The following is a 19,868-nucleotide window of genomic DNA, read 5'->3' as shown; positions in this document are numbered from 1 at the left end:
ACGCGCCCGCGATATCGAGGAGGGCGCGGTGGACCGGGTCGGGATTGTACGCCGTGAGGAACACGGCGTCGGCGCCGGCGAGGTAGCGCCGGTCCGCGTCGGTCGCGCGGAGCCGGCTCGCGGAGTCGCCGGCGGTGACGATGCTCCGTCTCCCGCCGCCGTCCCGGAGTATCACGCAGTGCGTGCTCGTGCCCGGCTCCCGGCGGACGCGGCGGTCGTCGACGGGCGAGGCGGCGAGGTCCGCGGCGATGCGGGCCCCGGCGTCGTCGTCTCCGAGGCGAGCGACCAGCCCCGCCGACCGGCCCAGTCGGGCGACCGCGCAGGCGACGTTCGCGCCGACGCCGCCGAACGACTCGGCGACGGTGTCGGCGTAGGCCCCGCCGTCGGGCTCGGGGATGTTCGAGACGTGGTAGGTGGCGTCGACGGTCGCGGCCCCGACGGTCACGACCGACGGCGACCCCGGCGTTCGCTCGGCCGGAACGTCGCTCCGATCGGCGTCGCCGTCGGGCATCCTCACTCCTCGACCAGCGGGAACTGCGCCAGCCGGGCGGCCGCCATCGCGGTCAGCCCCCGGGCGGTGACGGAGTCCGTCGAGCGCTCGCGGTGGCCGACGACCATCCCGTCGAAGTCGGCGACGGGGACGAACCGCACCTCGGTGCCCTCGGGGCCGACGTCGACGAGACAGTACCCCTGCGGGAACGAGCAGGTCGTCGGCATCATCAGCTCCCGGACCGACCCCTGCTCGGCCGCCGACGGCATGTGGAGGTGCCCGGTGAGCAGCAGCGGCGTGTCGTGGCGTTCGAGCGTCTCGACGAACGGCTCGGGGTCGTCCATCTCCGGCGGGACGAACATGTCCGGCTCGGCGAGGTCGCGGTGGTCGTGGACCTGTTCGGACATCGCCGGGAGGTTGTGGTGCGCGAGCACGAGCGGCGTCTCCGCCGCGGCCAACAGGTCGTCGAGCTCCGCGAGCTGCTCCTCGGGAACCGTCCCCGCGTGCGAGTCGTACAGCCACTCCTCGGTTCCGGCGGTGTTGACGCCGATCACGTCGATCCCGCCGACGGCGACGTGAAACGGAAAGCCCTGCCCGTCGGGCGTGTACCGCTCGGCGAACGCCGCCATCGGGAGGTTCTCGTGGTCGTAGCCCGCCTTGGGCACGTCGTGGTTGCCGGGCACCGAGTAGAACGGCACGTCGAGGTCGGCGATCAGCTCGTCGAACCGGTCGAAGTTCCACGGCTCGCCGTCCTTCGTGATGTCGCCGACCGAGAGGAGCGCGTCGGCGTCGCGCTCGGCGGCGTCGGCCACGGCGGCGGCGACGTGCTCCTCGGTGCGCTCGAACAGCTTCGAGGTGCCCGACGCCTCCGTCGAGAGGTGCGGGTCGGCGACGACCGCGAGCCGGGTCCGTTCGTCGCTGCGCGGGCGGTCGAGGCGCGCCACGACCGAGCCGGTCGGTCCGTCCGTCCTGTCGAGGGGTGAGGCCATGTGGCCGTGTGCTCGGACACCCCGTGCAAAACCCCCTCGGTCTCGCCCGCGCCGCCGGGACCTGTCGCCGGGGGACGATATTCGACGACCGTGTTGAATACACGGTAGTGGGTTCGATAGGTGTCCCGAGGGCTATGGATACGCACATGGATGCAGATGACAAGATATTTTGTCTATCCGCGGTCGTGTTCACCCGATGTCCGAGGACACCACTCGGCGGCGCTTTCTCACGGCGGCAGGCTCGGGCGTGGCGGCGGCGCTCGCGGGCTGCTCAGGCAACCAACCGAACCAGGAGTCGACCGCGGCCGACACCGAGACCGCGACCGAGGTCGACACGGCGACGGCCACCCCGGAACCGGAGAAGTCCTACACGGGCGGGACGCTCCAGATGGCGTCCGAGGGGCCCATCCAGACGCTCGACCCGGTGAACGCGAAGGGGTCGGGCGCGGGGTACAACCAGTACCAGCAGTCGTTGATGGCGTTCCCGGACGGCGACTTGCCGCCGGTCGGCGAACTGGCGACGGACTACGAGGTCTCCGACGACGGGATCACCTACACGTTCACGCTCCGCGAGGACGTCACGTTCCACGACGGCCAGGAACTGACGGCCGAGGACTTCGTCTACTCGTGGGAGCGCCTCGCGGGCGCCGAGGAGACGCGCAACGCCGACGACATCGTCGGCTCGACGTTCACCCTCGCCCACGAGGGGAACACCGGCGAGTCGGTGACGAACTACGTCCCCGGCTCGCTGGCGGTGCGCGCGGTGGACGACTACACCTTCGAGTTCGACATGGAGACGCCGTTCCACGCGGTGATCTCGCAGATCGCCGGCGGCGCGTTCGGCGTCATCCCCGCGGGCTCGGTCGACTACCCGAAGGACTACGAGAGCCACGGCCTCGACGGCCTCCTCTACGAGGGCGAGTACTCCTACAACGAGTACTTCTCCACGTCCGGCGACGGCCCGTTCTTCGCGGGTACCGGCCCGTTCGAGGTCGACGCCTGGAGCAAGGGCGACCAGCTCGAACTCGCCGCCTACGACGACTACTGGGGCGAGGGGCCGTACATCGACGGGATCGTCTACACCGTCATCGGCAACGCGAGCACGCGCTTCCAGCGGTTCCGTAACGGGAACCTCGACATCCTCGGGGAGTTCCCGACCGCCCAGTTCAACCCCCAGAACCGGTCGATCGACCGCAACCGCGGCTCCTACCGCACGGGGACGTACACCCTCGACAACGGCACCGAGGTGAACTACGGCGAGGCGACCGCTCTCGACACCGACTACATCGTCTTCAACTGCACGCGGACCGAGAAGGCGCCGCGGCAGGCGATCGCGTACCTCCTGAATCAGGACCAGATCGCCCAGCAGGTGTACAAGGGGCTGCCGGACCCGGCGTACCACCTCACGCCGCCGCCGGTGTTCATGGCGCGCGACGGCGAGGAGCCGTCCGAGAACTACCAGAAGCACGTCGAGGACGGCTTCCGGAACGAACTCGACTCCGCGAGCGACGGCTACCCGTACGGCGTCGGCGAGACAAAGCTCCAGGAGGCGAAGGCCGTGATGGAGGAGGCCGGCTACGGCGAGGACAACCGCTACAGCATGGAGTTCACCGTCTTCTCGGGGAACTCGGCGTGGGACTCCATCGCGGGACGCCTGCGCGACAAGGCCGCCAGCGCGTACATCGACCTCGACATCACGAAGGCCGACTTCGGGACCATCATCTCGAACGCGATCAACGGGTCGATGGACATGTTCGCGCTCGGCGACGGGATGGAGTGGCCGGAGTCGGACAACTTCCTCCGGTTCATCCCGCCGTACGACAGTCCCGGCAACATGTTCACCCGGTGGACGACCCGGACGGAGGCGCCCGGGCTCGACTTCAACGGGAACGACCCCGAGACGATCAAGCAGGACCTGCTGGAGGCGCTGCCCGACGAGGTGGAGGAGCAGCACGTCACGGTCACGCCCGCCAGCGACACCGACGGCCAGGGCACCGCCGCGGTGTTCATCGAGCCGGTGACGGCCGACGACCTCGCGAACGCCATCGACGAGGCGGGCTACTCCTCGTCGACGCCGAGCCAGTACGGCGAGTTCGACCCGATGATGAAGGTCTCGGAGGACGGCTGGGAGGACAACTACGTGCCCAACCGCGGGCCCGGGGAGGAGGAGCAGCGCGCGCGCAACGTCGCGTACTACATCCAAGAGGAGATCAACTGGGAGTTCGTCCAGGAGCTGCCCACCACCCACACCGTCTACCAGCGCGTCTGGTCGCAGGACGTCGACGTCCGGATGCACGGCACGATGGAGAACCAGACGTTCAACACGGTCACCATCGACCGGGAGTAACACGCCGTGGCTCCCGCGACGTATCGCGCCGACCCGACCACCCCTTTTCGGAACCGAGCGGAGCGGTCCACGACCACGGACACCGACCCTGACCAATGAGCAAGTGGAGATACCTGGGCAAACGGCTGCTGATGTCGATCCCGGTCCTGTGGCTCGGAACCAGCATGACCTGGTTCATCATCTTCCAGGGCCCGATCGACCCGGCGGCGAACGTCCTCAGCAACACGCAGACACAGAACACCGAGCGCTACGAGGCGGCTCGCGAACAGCTCGGCTTGAACCGCCCGCCCCTGGAGCACTACCTCGACTGGATGGCGAACCTGTTCACGCTCGACCTGGGCCAGACGTGGCTGTTGTACCCCGGCTCGAACGTGAACGCGCTCGTCATGGACTTCCTGCCTCGAACGGTGTGGCTCGGCTTCTGGTCCGTGCTGATCGCGGTGTTCGTCGGGATCCCCCTGGGCTTCTACGCGGGGCTCCGGTCGAACACGCTCGCCGACTACCTCGCGTCCGTCTCCGGGATCGTCTGGCGCGCGATGCCGAACTTCTGGCTCGCCGTGATCCTGCTGTCGCTGCTGGTGTCCTCGGAGACGCTCCTGGGGTTCGACTGGGACACGTTCCTGATCGACCTCCCGTCGGGCGTCACCGGCAACCCGCAGCTCAGCTACATGGCCGGCCGGCCGTGGGCGCTCCTCACCCAACCGGGGGAGACGCTCGCGGCGACGAAGAAGATCCTGCCGGCGGCGCTCGTGCTCGGGTCGGCGTCGATGGGCAACGAGATGCGGATCGGCCGCACCGCCGTGCTGGAGACGCGCTCGCAGAAGTACATCGACCTCGCGAAGGCGAAGGGCGTCTCCGACCGCGCGCTCGTGTGGAAACACATCCTCCGCAACGCCCTGGTCCCGCTCGTCCCGATCATCACCAGCGAGGCGTTCCTGCTAATCGGGGGCTCGGTCCTCGTGGAGTCCGTCTTCGGCATCCAGGGGATGGGGTTCCTGTTCTTCAAGGCCGCCATCCAGGGCGACCTCCCGCTCGTCGGGACGCTGATGTTCGTCTTCATCGTGCTCATGCTCGTCATCAACATCGCACAGGACATCCTGTACACCATCATCGACCCGCGCGTCGGGTACGAGGAGGCCTGAACCGATGAGCTCGCTCACCGGCTCCGAGTCCGTCCTCGCGGAGGCCGACGCCGACCCGCTCACCGACCGCCTGCTCGCACACCCCCGCCCCGCCGTGATCTGGGGCGGGGTCGCGGCGCTGTTGCTGCTCGTCGAGGCCGGCGCGCTCGCGGAGGTGAGCCTCCGCCTGCTCGCCGACCTCGTCGGGGCGCTCCCGGGCGTCGGCGACGCCGCGAGCGTGGCCGCGCTCGCGGACGCCGCCGGCGGCGTCCCCACCCTCCTGTCCCGGGAGACGATCCCGAACCAGGGGTACTGGAACGGCTCGGCGTACGTCGGCACGTTCCTCGGCCTCCAGCCCGCCTGGGCGTGGCTGATCCGGGTCGCCCTCGTGTACGCGTACGCGTTCGCGTGTCTCCTCTGGGTGTACGTCGGCTTCGAGTGGTACCGCACGCACTACCGCGTCGCCGACTGGACCCCGCGCGACGACACCGTCGACCGGCTGCGCGGCCACCGGTGGGGCCTGTTCGGCCTCGCGGTCGTGTTCATGTTCGTCACGATGGCGGTGTTCGCGCCCGCGCTCGGCCCGACCACCGTCGACCAGAACCTCGCGAACCCGTACAGCCACCAGATCAGCTACTGGACCGGGAGCGAGGTCGCCACCTCCCCGGTCGGCGACGCGAACCTCGGGTCGCGCTCGCAGGGCAACGCGCAGACGAACGTCGGCCCGTGGAGCTACGACGACTTCGGTCGGTTCCACCCGTTCGGGACCCTCCCGTCGGGGAAGGACCTGTTCACGTTCATCGCCGCCGGATCGCGCATCTCGCTGGTGATCGGCCTCCTGTCGGTCGGGCTGTCGGCGGGGGTGGCGACCGTGTTCGCGCTCCTGTCGGCGTACTACAAGGGCCGCGTCGACGACGGGCTGATCCTCCTGTCCGACTCCGTGATGGGGATGCCCCAACTCCTGTTGCTCATCATGCTGTCGGTCGTCCTCGCGGGGACGTGGATCGGGAACCTGTACAGCGGCGCGTTCGTCCTCGCGCTCATCTTCGCGGGGACGGGCTGGCCGTACATGTGGCGTTCCCTGCGCGGCCCCGCCCTGCAGGTGTCCGAACAGGAGTGGGTCGACGCCGCCCGCTCGTTCGGGCAGACCCCCGGCACCATCATGCGCAAGCACATGCTGCCGTACATCACCGGCTACCTGCTCATCTACGGCTCGATGACGCTCGGCGGCGCCATCATCGCCATCGCCGGGCTGTCGTTCCTCGGCCTCGGCGTCGACCCGCCGACGCCCGAGTGGGGGCGCGCGGTCAACGCCGGCCAGGAGTACGTCACGACCGCCTCGTGGCACATCAGCCTGATCCCGGGCGCGCTCATCACGCTCGTCGTCACCGGGTTCAACGCCATGGGCGACGGCATCCGCGATGCCATCGATCCGGAGTCCGACTCCGCCGAGGGCGAGGCCGGCGGCCGCGGGGGTGGTGCCTGATGGCCGCCCCGGACGACGGCGCCGACGGCGACGAGCCGCTGCTCGCGGTCGAGGACCTCACCACCGTCTTCCACACGGACAAGGAGACGATCCGCGCGGTCGACGGGGTCTCCTTCGAGGTGTCGGAGGGGGAGACCGTCGGCGTCGTCGGCGAGTCGGGGTCGGGGAAGTCGGTGACGGCCCGCTCGATCCTCGGGCTCATCGAGTCGCCGGGGACGATCGAGTCGGGGTCGATCCGGTTCCGCGGCGAGGAGCTGACCGGCGGGAACTGGGAGCGCCACCGCGGCGACCTCTCGATCGTGTTCCAGGACCCGATCAACTCGATGAACCCCGTGTACACCGTCGGCAACCAGATCCGCGAGGCGCTGCGGATCCACCAGGGGCTCCGCGGACAGGCCGCCCGCGAGGAGGCCGTGCGCCTGCTGGAGGCGGTGGGGATCCCCGACGCGCGGCGGCGCGTCGGCGAGTACCCCCACCAGTTCTCCGGCGGGATGCGCCAGCGGGCCGTCATCGCGATGGCGCTGGCGTGTGACCCGGACCTGCTCGTGTGTGACGAGCCGACGACCGCGCTCGACGTGACGATCCAAGCGCAGATCCTCGAACTGCTGGACGACCTCCAGCGCGAGGAGGACCTCGCGATCCTGTTCATCACCCACGACATGGGCGTCATCGAGGAGACCGCCGACCGCGTCAACGTGATGTACGCCGGCGAGGTGGTCGAGTCGGCGCCCGTCGAGACCCTCTTCGACGGCCCCGCCCACCCGTACACCCGTGGGCTGCTCGCGTCGATCCCCGGCCGGACGGCCACGGGCGACCGCCTCCCGACGATCGAGGGCGAGGTGCCGACGCCGACGGAGTCCGCGAGCGACTGCCGGTACGCGCCGCGGTGTCCCGACGCGTTCGACGCCTGCGAACGGGTCCACCCCGAGCACGTCCGCGTCGGCCCCGACCAGACGGCGGCGTGTCTGCTCCACGAGGAGGTACGACCGCGACCCGACGGGCGCGGCGACCGCGGCCGCCGACGGCGACGCCGCGGCCGACGGGGGTGAACGGCGGTGAGCCGGAGCGACGCGCCCGCGGGCGACGGCGCGGCGCCCGACGGGACCGACGGGACCGACGCCGACGGGGCCCAGCGCGACCCGCTGGTCGAGGTCCGGAACCTGAAGAAGTACTACGAGGACGACGGCTTCCTGACCGGCGACCCGGTGAAGGCCGTCGACGGCGTCTCCTTCGACATCCGGAAGGGGGAGACGCTCGGGCTCGTCGGCGAGTCCGGCTGCGGGAAGACGACGCTCGGGCGGACGATCCTCGGGCTGGAGAGCGCCACCGACGGCGAGGTCGTCTCCGACGGCCGCGAGGTCGCGCGCCTCTCGGGCAAGCAACTGCGCGAGTGGCAGCGGGACGCCCAGATGGTGTTCCAGGACCCCGAGGCGAGCCTCAACGACCGCATGACCGTCGGGGAGATCATCCGGGAACCGCTCGACGCCCACGAGCAGGGGACGAAAGCCGAGCGCAAGGAGCGCGTGTTCGAGTTGATCGACCTCGTCGGGCTGAACGAGGAACACTACTACCGCTACCCCCACCAGTTCTCCGGGGGCCAGCGCCAGCGCATCGGCATCGCCCGCGCGCTCGCGCTCGAACCGGAGTTCATGGTGCTCGACGAGCCGGTGTCGGCGCTCGACGTGAGCGTGCAGGCCCGCGTGATCAACCTCCTCGAGGACCTCCAGGACGAACTCGGCTTGACGTACCTGTTCATCGCCCACGACCTCTCGGTCGTGCGGCACATCGCCGACCGCGTCGCCGTGATGTACCTCGGCGACATCGTCGAACTCGGCGACACCGAGGCGGTGTACAACGACCCCGCACACCCGTACACCGTGTCGCTGCTGTCGGCGATCCCCGGGAGCCACACCGGCACCGACCGCGACCGGGTGACCCTGCGGGGGACGCCGCCGTCGCCGCGGGACCCGCCGCAGGGGTGTCGTTTCGCGACGCGGTGCCCCGCGCGGGTCCGCCCGGCCGCGTTCGCCGACCTGCCGGAGACGGCGTGGGACGGGATCGACGCCCTCGACACGGTGTTGCGCGAGCGCGCCTCGCTGGAGGACGGGCTCACCGACCGGCTCCGCCGGAGCCTCGGCCTCGCGGCCGACGCGAACGACATCGACGAAGTCGTCGCGGACCTGTTCGGCTGGCACCCCGGCGAACAGTCCCCGCAGGAGGGCGAGGGGCCGCTCACCTCGGAGGCCCGCGCGGCCGTCGAGGACGCCGTCCGGTTCGCCCGACGTGGCGAGGACGAGGAGGCCGCCGCGGTGCTCCGGGAGGCGTTCGGCTCGGTGTGCAACCGCGAGCGGCCGGAGGCACACGTCGTCGACGGGGACGGCCGCACCAGCGCGTGCGTCCGCCACACCGACGAGTACGACTCCCCGGCGGCCGCCATCGACGAGCGGTACGCCCGCCGGGACGACTGACGACCCCCCACTCTCCCCCGGTTCCTGTCGCGGTTCTCGACACCGCTTTCGATCGCCGAGGGGGTCCGTTTGGGTATCGCGATACGCAGTTTATGAGATCGGCGTGCGACACAATTCGTCCTCGTGCTGACAACACGGCCCAGCCGGTCGAGCCCGAACGCCGGCGACACAGCGTCGTTCAGACGCCCGGTGGGCGGGGAGCCGACTGCCTCGAAGGAACGCACCGGGCCCCTCACAGCCTGTGACGTCGGCGAGTCGAGCACCGCGAGCAAGCCGACGCCACTCCCGAGGAACCGGCGTGACGGGGCGCTCGCGACGCCTCGCGGCGGCCGGCGCCCGGCGAGCCGCTCTGGGCGCGGTCCGTCGCCGCCACGGGGATTCAGCCGGCGAGACGGCCGCCACTCCCGTCGTCGCGAGCGTCGCCCCCCTACGACTCTCGTTCGGCGGGGTCCCCGGTTCCACCCCCGTCGCCGTACCCAGTGCAGGTCCGTATAGGGTGCTCCCGCACGAATCGCCGGCTCCGCCGGCCCGCTTCACGACCGTTCCTCGCGCGATAGAGGTCGGGGCCTCCTTCGGGCCGCGGCGTGTCGGCTGCCCGACGGCCCGCGGCGACCGGCGGGAGACCAGTTCGTCGTCGCAGTTCCTCGGGTCGGAGCCTCGACGACCGCCGTCCACGGTCGTCGGTGGGGCGTCGACGAGGATCGCCGCGGCCCGTACCGCGTTCGGATCGAGTCCGATCCGTCCCGTCGACGCCGCCCTTCAGCGACACCGCATCGCGCTCGAGACGAGAGACTGGGACGACACCGTCGAAATATAAGCTGTGGGATTGCATCACGATCCGACGACCGAGATAGCTCCGAGAACACCCATAATCGAGGTTTGAGGGCTCCAGAGACACAAATAAGGCGAAACCGGATTCGGTGCAACGCACAGAATTAGATACTTAGGACTCACGTTTGCATCAGATTGATGTGGGTGGGGTCGGTGGTGCGGGTATGAGCGAGGCCGACGCCGACACCGAACGGGTCGCGGTGACCGCACGGGTGCCGGCGTACCAGAAGGAGGCGTGGGTGGCCGAGGCCGACCGCCTCGGGATGTCCCAGTCGGAGTTCGTCCGGACGATGGTCCAGGCAGGCCGCCGCGACCTCGGGATCGCCGACGAGCTCGGGCCGCCCCGGGGCGTCGAGGCGTCGACGGACGCCGACCGCGAGGATCCGGCAACGACTGCCGGGGAACTGGAGGGTGCTTCTCCCCCCTCGAACCCCGGGGGTGACGGGCTCGAAACGCCCCTCCTCGCGGCGCTGGATCGCGAGGGTGTCATGTCGTTCGACGAACTGGTCGAGGCGGTCGCCGGCGACGTCGAGGAACGGGTCGACGAGACGATGGGTGCGCTCCAGTCGCGGGGGCTGGTTCGCTACAGCGGTCGCGACGGCGGCTACGTGCGGGTGGACCGATGAGCGCCGCCGACCGCGCGGACGCCGGCGCCGACGACGACCCCGTCGGCTACTTCCTCGAGGACATGGAGCTCCACGGCAAGAGCCAGCGCACACGCGCCGAGTACGGCCGCGTCCTCCGGCGGTTCGAGGGGTTCCTCGCGTCGCCGGAGCGCGGGCCCGCCGGCAGCGCCGCCGACCCCGCGGCGGCGTCCCACCGGGACTGCATGGCGTTCGTGCACGCGCTCCGTCGCGACCCGGACCTGGCCGACTCGACCACGGCCACCTACGCGGCGTACCTCCACCGGTTCTACGCGTACATGACGCAGGTGGGTGCCTTCGAGGCGAACCCGATGGCGCTGGTGATGGAGGAACTCGACGAGCGGATCGACACCGACCCGACTCGCCGGGAGATCTCGGTGCCTCGGATGCGCGAGTTCGTCGCCGGCATCGCCCACCCGCTCGACCGGGCGCTAATCGTCACGCTCCTGAAGACGGGGATGCGCGTGGGAGAGGTGTGTAACCTCGATCTGCGGGATCTGACGCTGGATCGGCAGCTGCCGGGATACACGCTCGGCGGGCGAGCGCAGTTGGACGGGCGCCCCGACTCGCTGTACGTGGCCAGCGAGCCCGCGGTGGGCGAGCGCTACAACGGCGCGGAGCGCACCGCCTCGAACAAGCGCAAGCGCGGGACGGTCGTCCCCGTCGACGGGGAACTCGCGGAGACGCTCGTCCGCTGGCTCGCGATCCGCCCCGACGCCGCCTCGGACGCCGAGCCCCTGTTCGTCGCCACGGGGAGCGGTTGGGGCGAGCGGCTCACGCCCGAACAGGTGGCGCGCGTCGTCCGCGACCACGCGGGCGAGGCCGGCTGGTACGAGGCCGGCGCCGGGGCGACCGAGAACGTCACGCCCCACTACTTCCGGCACTTCTTCACTACCCACCTCCGCGACCGGACGGGCGACCGCGGCGTCGTGAAGTACCTCCGCGGCGACGTGGCCGGCGACATCATCGACACGTACACCCACAACTGGGGCGACAACGTCCGCGAGACGTACGAACGGCACGTGTACTCCCTGCTTGAGTGATCCGGCCGTCGCGGCCGACCCGACCGCGGACGCCGCGCGCGTCGTCGACACCGCCGGGTCGACTCCCCGCTTCGAGCGTCACACCCGCCATCCCGAAGAAATCTGTTGGAACTTCGAACGTCGGCACAGTTTCATTGTCCGGCGCGTATCGATCTCACAAACTGCATGTCGCTATATCTAATTCCGGGCGGAGCCCACGGGCGCAGTTCGCCCCGGACGACGGATCCGGGGCCGGTCGGATCGGGACGAGGGGGCGCCGACCGACGGCCCGCTCGCGGAGGTGCGCGTGGTCGACCGTGCCGGGATGACCGCCGCCGCCTCCACCGACGAGCAGTTCCTCGTCCGGGAGACCTGGGTCTCTGGAGAACGGGGCCGCGACGCTGCGCGACGTGGGCGTGTGAAGCGAGGAGGCCGTCGAGGCCGGCTACTCCAGCGCGGCGTCGGCGGCCGCGGCGACGAGCGCCGTGAAGAACGTGACCACGAGCACCGCCTTGGCGGCCTCGGTCGCCGACTGGCTCCCCTCCAGCGGGAGCCCGTACACCCCGACGACGCCGAGCGAGACGACGACGGCCACGCCGACCGTGGAGAGGAACCGGAGCGGGAGGCCGGCGACGGACCGCTCGACGGTCGGGTCGCGACGCTCGACGGCGGTGTACAGCGCGAGGTAGGTGAGCCCCAGCGTCAGCGTCGTCCCGACGACGGCGTGCGCGAGGGACATCCCGCCGGCGACGACCCAGATGTCCGCGGGGATGAGCAGGCCGCCCGCGACGACCAGCGCGCCGACCGCCTGCTGGGCGAGGTCGACGGGCTCGAAGCGCGGGCGGCGGTCGGGCACGGCTGTCGGTGCGTGTGCGGTCGGGAAGTAGGAACCGGATCCCCGCCCGGGGCGGCTACGCCTCGACCTCCTCGATCAGCGATGGGTCGTCGTTCGCCGGGGAGTTCACCCGCGTCGAGACGGGGTACCACCGGAGGTCGTCGCCGGGGTACGGCTCCAGGAGTGCCGCCTTCCCGAGGTCGCCCGCCAGCCACTCGCGCTCGCGGTCGCGCGGCAACACGACCGCCATCCGGTGGTGGAGGTCGCGGATCCGGTCGTTCGGCTCGGTGGTGAGGACGGCGAACGACTCGACGCGCTCGGCGTCGCCGCCGGCGTCGTCGCCGTCGCTCCCGCCGCCCCACTCGCCGAGCCCGGCCTGTCGCTGCGGCGGCTCCCACGTCGCGTGGATCCCCGCCATCGCGAAGGTGCGCTCGTCGTCGAACGCGACCCGGTACGGGCGTTTCTCGCCGGCGTGGTCGCTCCACTCGTAGAAGCCGTCGGCGGGGACGAGACAGCGCCGCGAGGCGAACGCGTCGGCGAACGTGCGCTTCTCGTCGACCGTCTCGGTCCGTGCGTTGATCAGGTCGAACGACTCGTCGGCCCACGGCGGGGTGAACCCCCACGTCATCCGGCGGAACGCGTCGGGGTCGTCGGCCGCGAGCACCGGGAGGTCCTGTCCCGGCGAGCAGTTGTACCGCGGCCCCCAGTCGTCGGGGACGGCCGCGTCGAACCGCTCGGCCAGTTCCGCGGCCGTGGCGGCGAGGGAGTAGCGTCCACACATCGTCTGTCGCGATACCGTTGGGCCGGTCCGGGGTTAACGGTACCGCGGCCGCCGGCGGTGTCCCTCCCCCGTCGTCGTCCCGGCGCCGCGCGCGGCGTCGCGCCGACCGCATCCGAACCCTTTAGCCGCGGTACGACCCCACGTCGAACGGACACGCGGTCGCGGCCGACGCTCGACGGGGAGCGAACGCGGCCCGCGACACACAGCGACCATGCGCATCAGAAACAGCTTCATTCCGGTCGAGGGGGTCGGCGCGACGACCGAGCGCCGCATGTGGGAGAACGGCATCCGCGAGTGGGACGAGTTCCGGGTCGACCGCGCGCCGGGCGTCGGCGCGACGACGGCGAGCCGCATCGAGGCGTTCGTCGACGAGGCGGGCGAGCGCCTCGACGACCGCGACGCCCGCTTCTTCGACGAGCGGTTCCCGTCGGGGGAGCGCTGGCGGCTGTACGAGGACTTCCGCGACGGCGCGTGCTTCTTCGACATCGAGACCACCGGACTGTCGCCCGAGCGCGACCGCGTCACGACCGTCTCGTTCCACCGCGACGGCGACACGACGACGCTCGTGCAGGGGGAGGACCTCTCGGCGGAGCCCGTCCGCGAGCAGTTCGACGCGGCCGACCTGCTCGTCACGTTCAACGGCGCGCGCTTCGACGTGCCGTTCCTCGAGACCGCGCTCGGGATGGAGGTCGACACCCCCCACCTCGACCTCATGTACCCGTGCAAGAAGGTCGGGCTGTCCGGCGGCCTCAAACCAATCGAGAAGGAGTTGGGGATCGCCCGCGACGGGCCGGAGATCACCGGTCGGGACGCCGTGCGGCTGTGGCACGAGTACGAGCGCGGCGACGAGCGGGCGCTCGAACGGCTCGTCTCGTACAACCGCGACGACACGGTGAACCTCCGCACGCTCGCGGACGTGGTCGCCGGGCGCCTCCACCGCGAGACCGTCCCGGACGACGACCCGATCGGGACGAGCCTCGGCGCGGACTGACCGTCGCGGCCGCGCCAGCGGGCGGGGTGAACGCGGCGCCCGCTCAGACGATGTCGCCGATGCGGCGCGGTTCGCCCGACAGCGACGGCCGCTTCTCGACGATCTGCAGCACCTCGTGGTCGGTGACGTCGACGTACGACTTCTCGGTGGCCTCCTCGATCAGCTCCTTCTCCAGTCGGAACTCCGTCCCCTGGTAGACGACGTCGACGCCGGTCTCGTCGAACGAGAGCGTGGTCATGGCGGGAGGTAGCTCGCGGGGGTAGTTAAGCGGACGGCACCGGCGCCGGCGCCGAACGCGGCGGGCGCGTCAGCCGACGACGCGGAGGAGGTTGAGCGCCCAGCGGACGACCTCCGACAGCGCCAGCGCGACGCCCTCCACCCGCGAGAGCCGGCGGCCGGACCACAGCGCCGCGACGACGACGACGGTGAGCGCGACGAGCCACGCCACGCTCCACAGCGCCTCGGGGCCGACCGTCAGCGTGGTCACCAGCGAGGCGAGCCCGAGGACCCCGAGGACGTTGAACACGCTCGACCCGACGACGTTGCCGACGGAGACGCCGAGGCTCCCCTGGCGAACCGCGACGAGCGAGACGGCGAACTCCGGGGTCGAGGTGCCCGCGGCGACGACGGTCCCCCCGATCACCCACTCGGAGACCCCGGCCGTCCGCGCGATCCGGACCGCCGCGCCGACGAGCAGGTCGCCGCCGAGCAGGACGACCGCCAGGCCGACGACGACGAGCGCCGCGTCGCGGGCCGGCCCCGTCGCCAGCCGGCGGGCCGGCGTCGACAGGTCCACCGGGTCGGCCGGCTGCCGGTCGACGCCGTCGCCGTCGGTCGCGGCGGCGGGCGGCGGGGCTCCTCGCCGTCGGCGGTGTCGGCGGTGTCGCCGCGCTCGGCGCCGGCGACGGTGCCGGCGCGGATCGAGACGACGGTGTACGCGACCAGCCCGGCCAGCAGCGCCGCCCCTCGACGGCGGTGACGCGGAGGTCGGCGACGGCCGCGGCCGCGGCCGCCGTCGCCGCCACGAGGGCGACGCCGTCGCGGTGGACGATCCGCCGGTCGACGGGGAACGACCCGACAACCGCGACGACGCCGAGCACGACCGCGAGGTTGTACACGTTCGAGCCGACGACGTTCCCGACGGCCAACTCGCCCGCGCCGGTGAGGGCGGCCCGGAGGGTGACGACGATCTCCGGGCTCGACGTGCCGACGGCGACGACCGTCACGCCGATCAGGAGGTCCGAGAGGCCGAGTCGGCGCGCGAGCCGGACGGACGAGCCGACAAGCAGCCGCGCGCCGGCCCACAGCGCCGCGACGCCCGCGGCCACGAGCACGGCGTCGACCGCGAGGGCGGCGGCGGGAACTGCCATACGGTGTCCCGGTTGCGGGCCGGCCCCGTAACTCCGGGGGTCGCGTGCGGGGTCGGACGGGTCGGCCGACCGAAAGCGCCTTTCGCCGCGCCCGAGGACACGTCCCCATGATATCCATCGCGCTCGCGGGCAAGCCCAACGCGGGCAAGTCCACCTTCTACACGGCCGCGACGATGGCCGACGTGGACGTGGGCAACTACCCGTTCACGACGATCGACCCGAACCGGGGCGTCACCCACGTCCGCACCGACTGTCCCTGCCTGACGCGCGCGGAGCGGTGCGGCGACGAGGACTGTCACGACGGGAAGCGCTACGTCCCCGTCGAACTGCTCGACGTCGCCGGCCTCGTCCCCGGCGCCGCGGAGGGGCGCGGTCTCGGCAACCAGTTCCTCGACGCCCTCACCGACGCCGACGTGATCCTCCAGGTCGTCGACGCCGCCGGTGCGACCAACGCCGAGGGCGAACCGGTCGAGGTCGGCGAGTACGACCCCGTCGAGGAGGTCGACTTCGTCGAGGCCGAGATGGACGCGTGGCTCGCGGGGATCCTCGAGCACAACTGGGAGTCGGTCGAACGCAAGTCGCGCTCCCCGGAGTTCGACCTCGAGGAGGCGCTGACGGACCTGCTCACCGGGTTCGGCGCGAGCGAGCACGACGTCGCGCTCGTGCTCCGCGGGCTGGAGTACCCCGACGACCCGATCCAGTGGAGCGACGAGGACCGCGAGGCGCTCGCCGCGGACATCCGCGCCCGGACCAAGCCCATCGTCCTCGTCGCCAACAAGGCCGACATCGCGCCGCCGGAGAACGTCGAGCGCCTGCGCGAGACGGACAAGCCCGTGATCCCCGCCACCGCCGACGGCGAACTCGCCCTCCGGCGGGCGGCGGAGGCGGGCGTCGTCGACTACGACCCCGGCGACGAGGACTTCGAGGTCGTCGGCGACCTGAGCGACCAGCAGGCGACGGGGCTCGAACAGATCCGCGAGGTGATGGGCGAGTTCGGCGGGACCGGCGTCCAGCAAGCGCTGAACGAGGCGGTGTACGGCCTGCTGGACCTGATCACGGCGTTCCCCGTGCAAAACGAGTCCAAGTGGACCGACGGGCAGGGGAACGTCCTCCCGGACGCGTTCCTGCTGCCGCGCGGCAGCGGCCCGAAGGACCTCGCGTACACCGTCCACACCGACATCGGCGACGGCTACCTCCACGCGGTCGACGCGAAGGCGGACCGGCGGATCGGCGAGGACACCGAACTGGAGGAGGGCGACGTGATCAAGATCGTCTCGACCGCCAAGTAGCGCGGGACCGCTCCGAGTTCACTCGAACGACAGCGTCCAGTCCCCGTCGGCGTTCACGTTCACGTAGGACGGACCGTCGATCCGTGCGGTCGTCGTCCCCTCGAACTGACCGATCTCGTTGAACACCAGTTCGCCGAAGTCGTCCGGGTCGAGCGGCACGGTCTCGACGATGAAGTTCGAGGACCCCTCGTGGCTGCCGGTCACCCGCGTCACGCCGTCGAACGCGACGAGGTCGACGTACGCGGGGCCCGATCCGGACGCTTCGGCAGGGAGTGACTGTCCCGCCGTGGCCGTCGGTTGGGCGAGTGTCACCTCCCACGCTCCGTCTGTCTCGATGTTGAGGACGTGCGGCCCCGGGACGTTGACCGCGGCCACCTGCGCCCCCTCGGCGGGCGCGAGCAGGATCGCGAGGTACACGTCCTCGTAGTCATCGCCTTCGACGGCCAGCAACTGCGCCGTAAACGCGGCGTCGCCGTCGACGGCGAACGCCGCCGTGATCGGGCCGCGGCGGAGGTCGAACTCCTCGGTCGTCGCGGTGCCGGTCCCCGTGAACGTCTGGGGGCCGAATCCGGTCGACGACGAGTCGGGCGTGGGAGTGGTCGTCGGATCCTCCTGTGCCCGGGGAACGTCGGCTGCTCGCTCGATGGCTCCACCGTTCGTCTTCGCGCCTACTGCTCGGACGACGCCGGCGCCTCCCAACGCCGTCGCCCCGAGGAGGGTCGCGTACTGTCGCCGGTTCATCACGTCCACTCCTCGCGTCGCGAGCAACGCTGTTTCTGCCGGGCGCTCACCGAACAGTTCCACCTTCGGACACGTTCGGTTGCGGTCACCGGTCCGATGGCGTCCTCGGAAGGACCGATCGCGTCGGTTTAGGGTCACGACGGGCGTCGGCGCGACCGCGACGCTCGCCTACGGCTCCCCGTTCAGCGCGGCCGCGAGTCGGTCCACCTCCTCCTCCGTGTTGAACGCGTGGACCGACGCCCGCACCGCCGCGGGCTCGGGGAGGTCGCGGATCACCAGCCCCTCGTCGTGGAGTCGCTCGACGGTCGCCTCGGGGTCGGCGACGTCGACCGTGACCAGCCCCGACTCCGGCTCGGCGGGCGACAGCAGTCGCTCGTCGTCGACGCGGTCGGTCAGCCGGGCGGCGAGGGCGAGGACGCGGTCGTGGACCGCGTCGAGGCCGACCGCCTCCAGCGTCCCGACCGCCTCCCGGAGGCCGACGTGCGGCGCGAGCGACGCGGTGCCGCGCTCGAAGCGCGCGCCGCCCGGCTTGAGGTGGTACTCGTCGGCCATCGCCTCCTCGACGCTCCGGTAGCTCACCTGCGCGGGCCGGAGGTCGTCGTCGACGGCGGGGTCGACGGCGAGGAGACCCGCGCCCCACGGGCCGAGACACCACTTGTGGCCCGAACAGGCGACGGCGTCGGCGCCCCACTCGGGGAGCGCGAGCGGGCGCTGGCCGGGCGACTGCACCGCGTCGACGAGCGTGAACGCGCCCGCGTCGGCGGCGATCTCGCACAGCTCCCGGACGGGGAGCCGGGTGCCGTAGTTCCACGACAGCGAGGAGAAACACGCCATCGTGGCGTCGGCGACGGCGTCCGCGAACGCGTCCGTGTCGACGCGGCCGTCGGGCGCCTCGACGACCCGCACCTCGACGCCGCGCCGGCGCGCGAGGCGGTCGAACGGGAGCGTGCCCGCGGGGTGTTCCAGGTCCGTGCGGACGACCACGTCGCCGGGCGACCAGTCGTACGCCGCCGCGACGGCGCTGACGCCGTCGGCGGTGCTCTCGGTGAGGCCGACGGCGTCGGCGTCGACGCCGAGGAAGCCGGCGAACCGCTCGCGGAGGCGCTCGTACTCGGCGAAGCCGATCTCGTAGGGGTCGGCGTCCGCGAGCACGTCGACCTTGTGGAACCGCTCCCACGCCGCGGCGGCGTCGAGCACCCGGGCCGGCGACGGGCCGGTGGCGCCCGTGTTGAAGTAGGCGACGCGGTCGCAGACGGGGACGGCCCCGCGGAGCTCGCCGAGCGAGGTCGGGCGCTCGCCGAGGGCGGGGGCGAACTCCGCCACGGGGTTACCGGACCGCCTCGGCGGCCTCGGCGATCAGCTCCAGCGCGTCGCGCAGGTCGTCCTCGCCGGCGGCGTACGAGATGCGCGCGTGCCCGGCGCCGTGCTCGCCGAACGCCTCGCCGGGGACGACGATCACCCCGCGCTCGATGCACTCGTCGACGAAGCCGTCGGGCACCCGCGGCATCGCGTAGAAGGCGCCCTGCGGGCTGGGACACTCGAGCCCGGCGTCGGCGAGCCCCGAGACGACGAGGTCGCGGCGACGCTCGTAGGCGTCGCGCATCTCGTCGACCACGCCCTGCGGCCCCGAGAGGGCGGCTTCGGCGGCGAACTGGGCGGGGGCGGACGCACAGGCCTGCACGTACTGGTGGACGCGGAGCATCCGTTCGATCCGCTCGCTCGACCCGGTGACCCAGCCGAGCCGCCACCCCGTCATCGAGTAGCGCTTCGAACAGGCGTCGACGACGACGACGTTGTCGCGCTCGAACTCCAGCGGCGAGCGGTGCTCGCCGTCGAACACGAACGGCGCGTACACCTCGTCGGAGACGCACAGCACGTCGTGTTCGCGCGCGATGCGGGCGAACTCGCGGACGTCCGCCTCCGAGGAGACGGTGCCCGTCGGGTTGCCGGGCGAGTTCACGACGAACGCGGCGGTGTCGTCGGTGATCCGCTCCTCGACGGCGGCGGGGTCGATGGTGAGATCCTCGCGCAGCGGGACCGGCACCGGCTCGCCGCCCGCGAGCTTCGCGAGCGCGTCGTAGGCGACGAACCCCGGGTCGGGGATGAGCACCTCCTCCCCGTGGTCGACGTGCGCCTCCATCGCGAGGTGGAGCGCCTCGCTCCCCCCGGCGGTGGCGATCACGTCGTCGGGGGACACCGTCACGCCCATGTCCGCCTCGTGGCGCGCGGCGATCGCCTCGCGCAGCGCCGGGATCCCCTTGTTCCCGGTGTAGGCGTCGGTGTCGCCGGCCTCGATGGCGTCGATCGCCGCGCGCTTGGCGTGGTCGGGCGTCGGGAAGTCCGGCTGGCCCAGCCCGAGGTTGATGGCGTCGGCGCCGGCGGCCTCGAACACCTCGCGGATGCCGCTGATGGAGATGCGCTCCACGCGGTCGGAGAACTGCGTCATGCTGGAAGGGGTGGCGG

General features: G+C 71.6%; 17 protein-coding genes and 2 pseudogenes. 9 read left to right on the top strand and 10 right to left on the bottom strand.

Annotated elements, in window-relative coordinates:
* Positions 1-25: 25 nt before the first annotated feature.
* Positions 26-511: pseudogene (locus P0R35_RS03255) on the bottom strand (carbohydrate kinase family protein); the annotation flags it as partial.
* Between the two features lie 2 nt (positions 512-513).
* Positions 514-1,479 carry a metallophosphoesterase family protein gene (locus tag P0R35_RS03250; protein WP_284013801.1) on the bottom strand — a complete coding sequence of 322 codons (966 nt, stop codon included), beginning with the start codon at positions 1,477-1,479 and terminating at the stop codon, positions 514-516.
* A 196-nt stretch (positions 1,480-1,675) separates the two neighbouring features.
* Here P0R35_RS03250 and P0R35_RS03245 point away from each other — a divergent pair, with 196 nt between their 5' ends.
* The 7 genes from P0R35_RS03245 (at position 1,676) to P0R35_RS03215 (ending at position 11,419) form a co-directional block, all read left to right on the top strand.
* Positions 1,676-3,826 carry an ABC transporter substrate-binding protein gene (locus tag P0R35_RS03245; protein ID WP_284013800.1) on the top strand — a complete coding sequence of 717 codons (2,151 nt, stop codon included), beginning with the start codon at positions 1,676-1,678 and terminating at the stop codon, positions 3,824-3,826.
* A gap of 95 nt (positions 3,827-3,921) precedes the next feature.
* On the top strand, positions 3,922-4,968 hold the full coding sequence (locus P0R35_RS03240; protein WP_284013799.1) for an ABC transporter permease: 1,047 nt from the start codon (positions 3,922-3,924) through the stop codon (positions 4,966-4,968).
* Between the two features lie 4 nt (positions 4,969-4,972).
* Positions 4,973-6,433: an ABC transporter permease gene (locus tag P0R35_RS03235; RefSeq protein ID WP_284013798.1), complete on the top strand. Its 1,461-nt coding sequence runs from the start codon at positions 4,973-4,975 to the stop codon at positions 6,431-6,433.
* Positions 6,433-7,482: an ABC transporter ATP-binding protein gene (locus P0R35_RS03230; protein WP_284013797.1), complete on the top strand. Its 1,050-nt coding sequence runs from the start codon at positions 6,433-6,435 to the stop codon at positions 7,480-7,482. Before P0R35_RS03235 ends, P0R35_RS03230 begins: the two co-directional genes overlap by 1 nt.
* Before the next feature lie 6 nt (positions 7,483-7,488).
* The gene (locus tag P0R35_RS03225) at positions 7,489-8,901 is read left to right on the top strand and encodes an ABC transporter ATP-binding protein (RefSeq protein ID WP_432765028.1); all 1,413 of its coding nucleotides are present in this window, start codon (positions 7,489-7,491) and stop codon (positions 8,899-8,901) included.
* A 995-nt stretch (positions 8,902-9,896) separates the two neighbouring features.
* On the top strand, positions 9,897-10,358 hold the full coding sequence (locus tag P0R35_RS03220) for a DUF5805 domain-containing protein (protein WP_284013796.1): 462 nt from the start codon (positions 9,897-9,899) through the stop codon (positions 10,356-10,358).
* Positions 10,355-11,419: a tyrosine-type recombinase/integrase gene (locus tag P0R35_RS03215; RefSeq protein WP_284013795.1), complete on the top strand. Its 1,065-nt coding sequence runs from the start codon at positions 10,355-10,357 to the stop codon at positions 11,417-11,419. The genes P0R35_RS03220 and P0R35_RS03215 overlap by 4 nt, the downstream gene beginning before the upstream one ends.
* Positions 11,420-11,843: 424 nt before the next feature.
* Here the strand turns inward: P0R35_RS03215 and P0R35_RS03210 are convergent, their stop codons facing one another.
* On the bottom strand, positions 11,844-12,254 hold the full coding sequence (locus P0R35_RS03210; protein WP_284013794.1) for a hypothetical protein: 411 nt from the start codon (positions 12,252-12,254) through the stop codon (positions 11,844-11,846).
* Between the two features lie 55 nt (positions 12,255-12,309).
* On the bottom strand, positions 12,310-13,014 hold the full coding sequence (locus tag P0R35_RS03205) for an SOS response-associated peptidase (RefSeq protein ID WP_284013793.1): 705 nt from the start codon (positions 13,012-13,014) through the stop codon (positions 12,310-12,312).
* A gap of 211 nt (positions 13,015-13,225) precedes the next feature.
* Between P0R35_RS03205 and P0R35_RS03200 the strand changes: the two genes are divergently transcribed.
* Positions 13,226-14,005, top strand: a complete 780-nt coding sequence (locus P0R35_RS03200; RefSeq protein WP_284013792.1) for a ribonuclease H-like domain-containing protein — start codon at positions 13,226-13,228, stop codon at positions 14,003-14,005.
* 43 nt (positions 14,006-14,048) lie between these two features.
* On the opposite strand, the gene P0R35_RS03195 is transcribed toward P0R35_RS03200, so the two are convergent.
* From P0R35_RS03195 to P0R35_RS03185, 3 genes and pseudogenes are all read right to left on the bottom strand, one after another.
* A complete protein-coding gene (locus P0R35_RS03195; RefSeq protein WP_284013791.1) occupies positions 14,049-14,243 on the bottom strand; it encodes a DUF5800 family protein in 195 nt (64 codons plus the stop codon).
* A gap of 69 nt (positions 14,244-14,312) precedes the next feature.
* On the bottom strand, positions 14,313-14,801 hold the full coding sequence (locus tag P0R35_RS03190) for a sodium:calcium antiporter (RefSeq protein WP_432765027.1): 489 nt from the start codon (positions 14,799-14,801) through the stop codon (positions 14,313-14,315).
* Between the two features lie 247 nt (positions 14,802-15,048).
* A pseudogene (locus tag P0R35_RS03185) lies at positions 15,049-15,375 on the bottom strand (sodium:calcium antiporter); the annotation flags it as partial.
* Between the two features lie 107 nt (positions 15,376-15,482).
* On the opposite strand from P0R35_RS03185, the gene P0R35_RS03180 reads away from it, so the two are divergent.
* A complete protein-coding gene (locus P0R35_RS03180) occupies positions 15,483-16,664 on the top strand; it encodes a redox-regulated ATPase YchF (protein WP_284013790.1) in 1,182 nt (393 codons plus the stop codon).
* Positions 16,665-16,682: 18 nt separating this feature from the next.
* Here P0R35_RS03180 and P0R35_RS03175 read toward each other — a convergent pair whose 3' ends face one another.
* The 3 genes from P0R35_RS03175 to P0R35_RS03165 all read right to left on the bottom strand — a co-directional run bounded on the left by P0R35_RS03175 (position 16,683) and on the right by P0R35_RS03165 (position 19,851).
* On the bottom strand, positions 16,683-17,405 hold the full coding sequence (locus tag P0R35_RS03175; RefSeq protein WP_284013789.1) for a hypothetical protein: 723 nt from the start codon (positions 17,403-17,405) through the stop codon (positions 16,683-16,685).
* Positions 17,406-17,573: 168 nt separating this feature from the next.
* Positions 17,574-18,728: an aminotransferase class V-fold PLP-dependent enzyme gene (locus P0R35_RS03170; RefSeq protein WP_284013788.1), complete on the bottom strand. Its 1,155-nt coding sequence runs from the start codon at positions 18,726-18,728 to the stop codon at positions 17,574-17,576.
* Positions 18,729-18,732: 4 nt separating this feature from the next.
* Positions 18,733-19,851, bottom strand: coding sequence for a pyridoxal phosphate-dependent aminotransferase (locus P0R35_RS03165; protein ID WP_284013787.1), 1,119 nt, complete (start codon positions 19,849-19,851; stop codon positions 18,733-18,735).
* Between the last annotated feature and the right edge of the window lie 17 nt (positions 19,852-19,868).

Source organism: Halobaculum litoreum (assembly GCF_030127125.1).
GTDB lineage: Archaea > Halobacteriota > Halobacteria > Halobacteriales > Haloferacaceae > Halobaculum > Halobaculum litoreum.
This window is presented reverse-complemented; position numbering and strand designations above follow the sequence as displayed.

Excerpts from the sequence above, each read along its gene's own strand:
- P0R35_RS03250 (WP_284013801.1), bottom strand. The coding sequence starts at position 1,479 with ATGGCCTCACCCCTCGACAGGACGGACGGACCGACCGGCTCGGTCGTG.
- P0R35_RS03245 (WP_284013800.1), top strand. The coding sequence starts at position 1,676 with ATGTCCGAGGACACCACTCGGCGGCGCTTTCTCACGGCGGCAGGCTCG.
- P0R35_RS03240 (WP_284013799.1), top strand. The coding sequence starts at position 3,922 with ATGAGCAAGTGGAGATACCTGGGCAAACGGCTGCTGATGTCGATCCCG.
- P0R35_RS03235 (WP_284013798.1), top strand. The coding sequence starts at position 4,973 with ATGAGCTCGCTCACCGGCTCCGAGTCCGTCCTCGCGGAGGCCGACGCC.
- P0R35_RS03230 (WP_284013797.1), top strand. The coding sequence starts at position 6,433 with ATGGCCGCCCCGGACGACGGCGCCGACGGCGACGAGCCGCTGCTCGCG.
- P0R35_RS03220 (WP_284013796.1), top strand. The coding sequence starts at position 9,897 with ATGAGCGAGGCCGACGCCGACACCGAACGGGTCGCGGTGACCGCACGG.
- P0R35_RS03215 (WP_284013795.1), top strand. The coding sequence starts at position 10,355 with ATGAGCGCCGCCGACCGCGCGGACGCCGGCGCCGACGACGACCCCGTC.
- P0R35_RS03205 (WP_284013793.1), bottom strand. The coding sequence starts at position 13,014 with ATGTGTGGACGCTACTCCCTCGCCGCCACGGCCGCGGAACTGGCCGAG.
- P0R35_RS03200 (WP_284013792.1), top strand. The coding sequence starts at position 13,226 with ATGCGCATCAGAAACAGCTTCATTCCGGTCGAGGGGGTCGGCGCGACG.
- P0R35_RS03195 (WP_284013791.1), bottom strand. The coding sequence starts at position 14,243 with ATGACCACGCTCTCGTTCGACGAGACCGGCGTCGACGTCGTCTACCAG.
- P0R35_RS03180 (WP_284013790.1), top strand. The coding sequence starts at position 15,483 with ATGATATCCATCGCGCTCGCGGGCAAGCCCAACGCGGGCAAGTCCACC.
- P0R35_RS03175 (WP_284013789.1), bottom strand. The coding sequence starts at position 17,405 with ATGAACCGGCGACAGTACGCGACCCTCCTCGGGGCGACGGCGTTGGGA.
- P0R35_RS03165 (WP_284013787.1), bottom strand. The coding sequence starts at position 19,851 with ATGACGCAGTTCTCCGACCGCGTGGAGCGCATCTCCATCAGCGGCATC.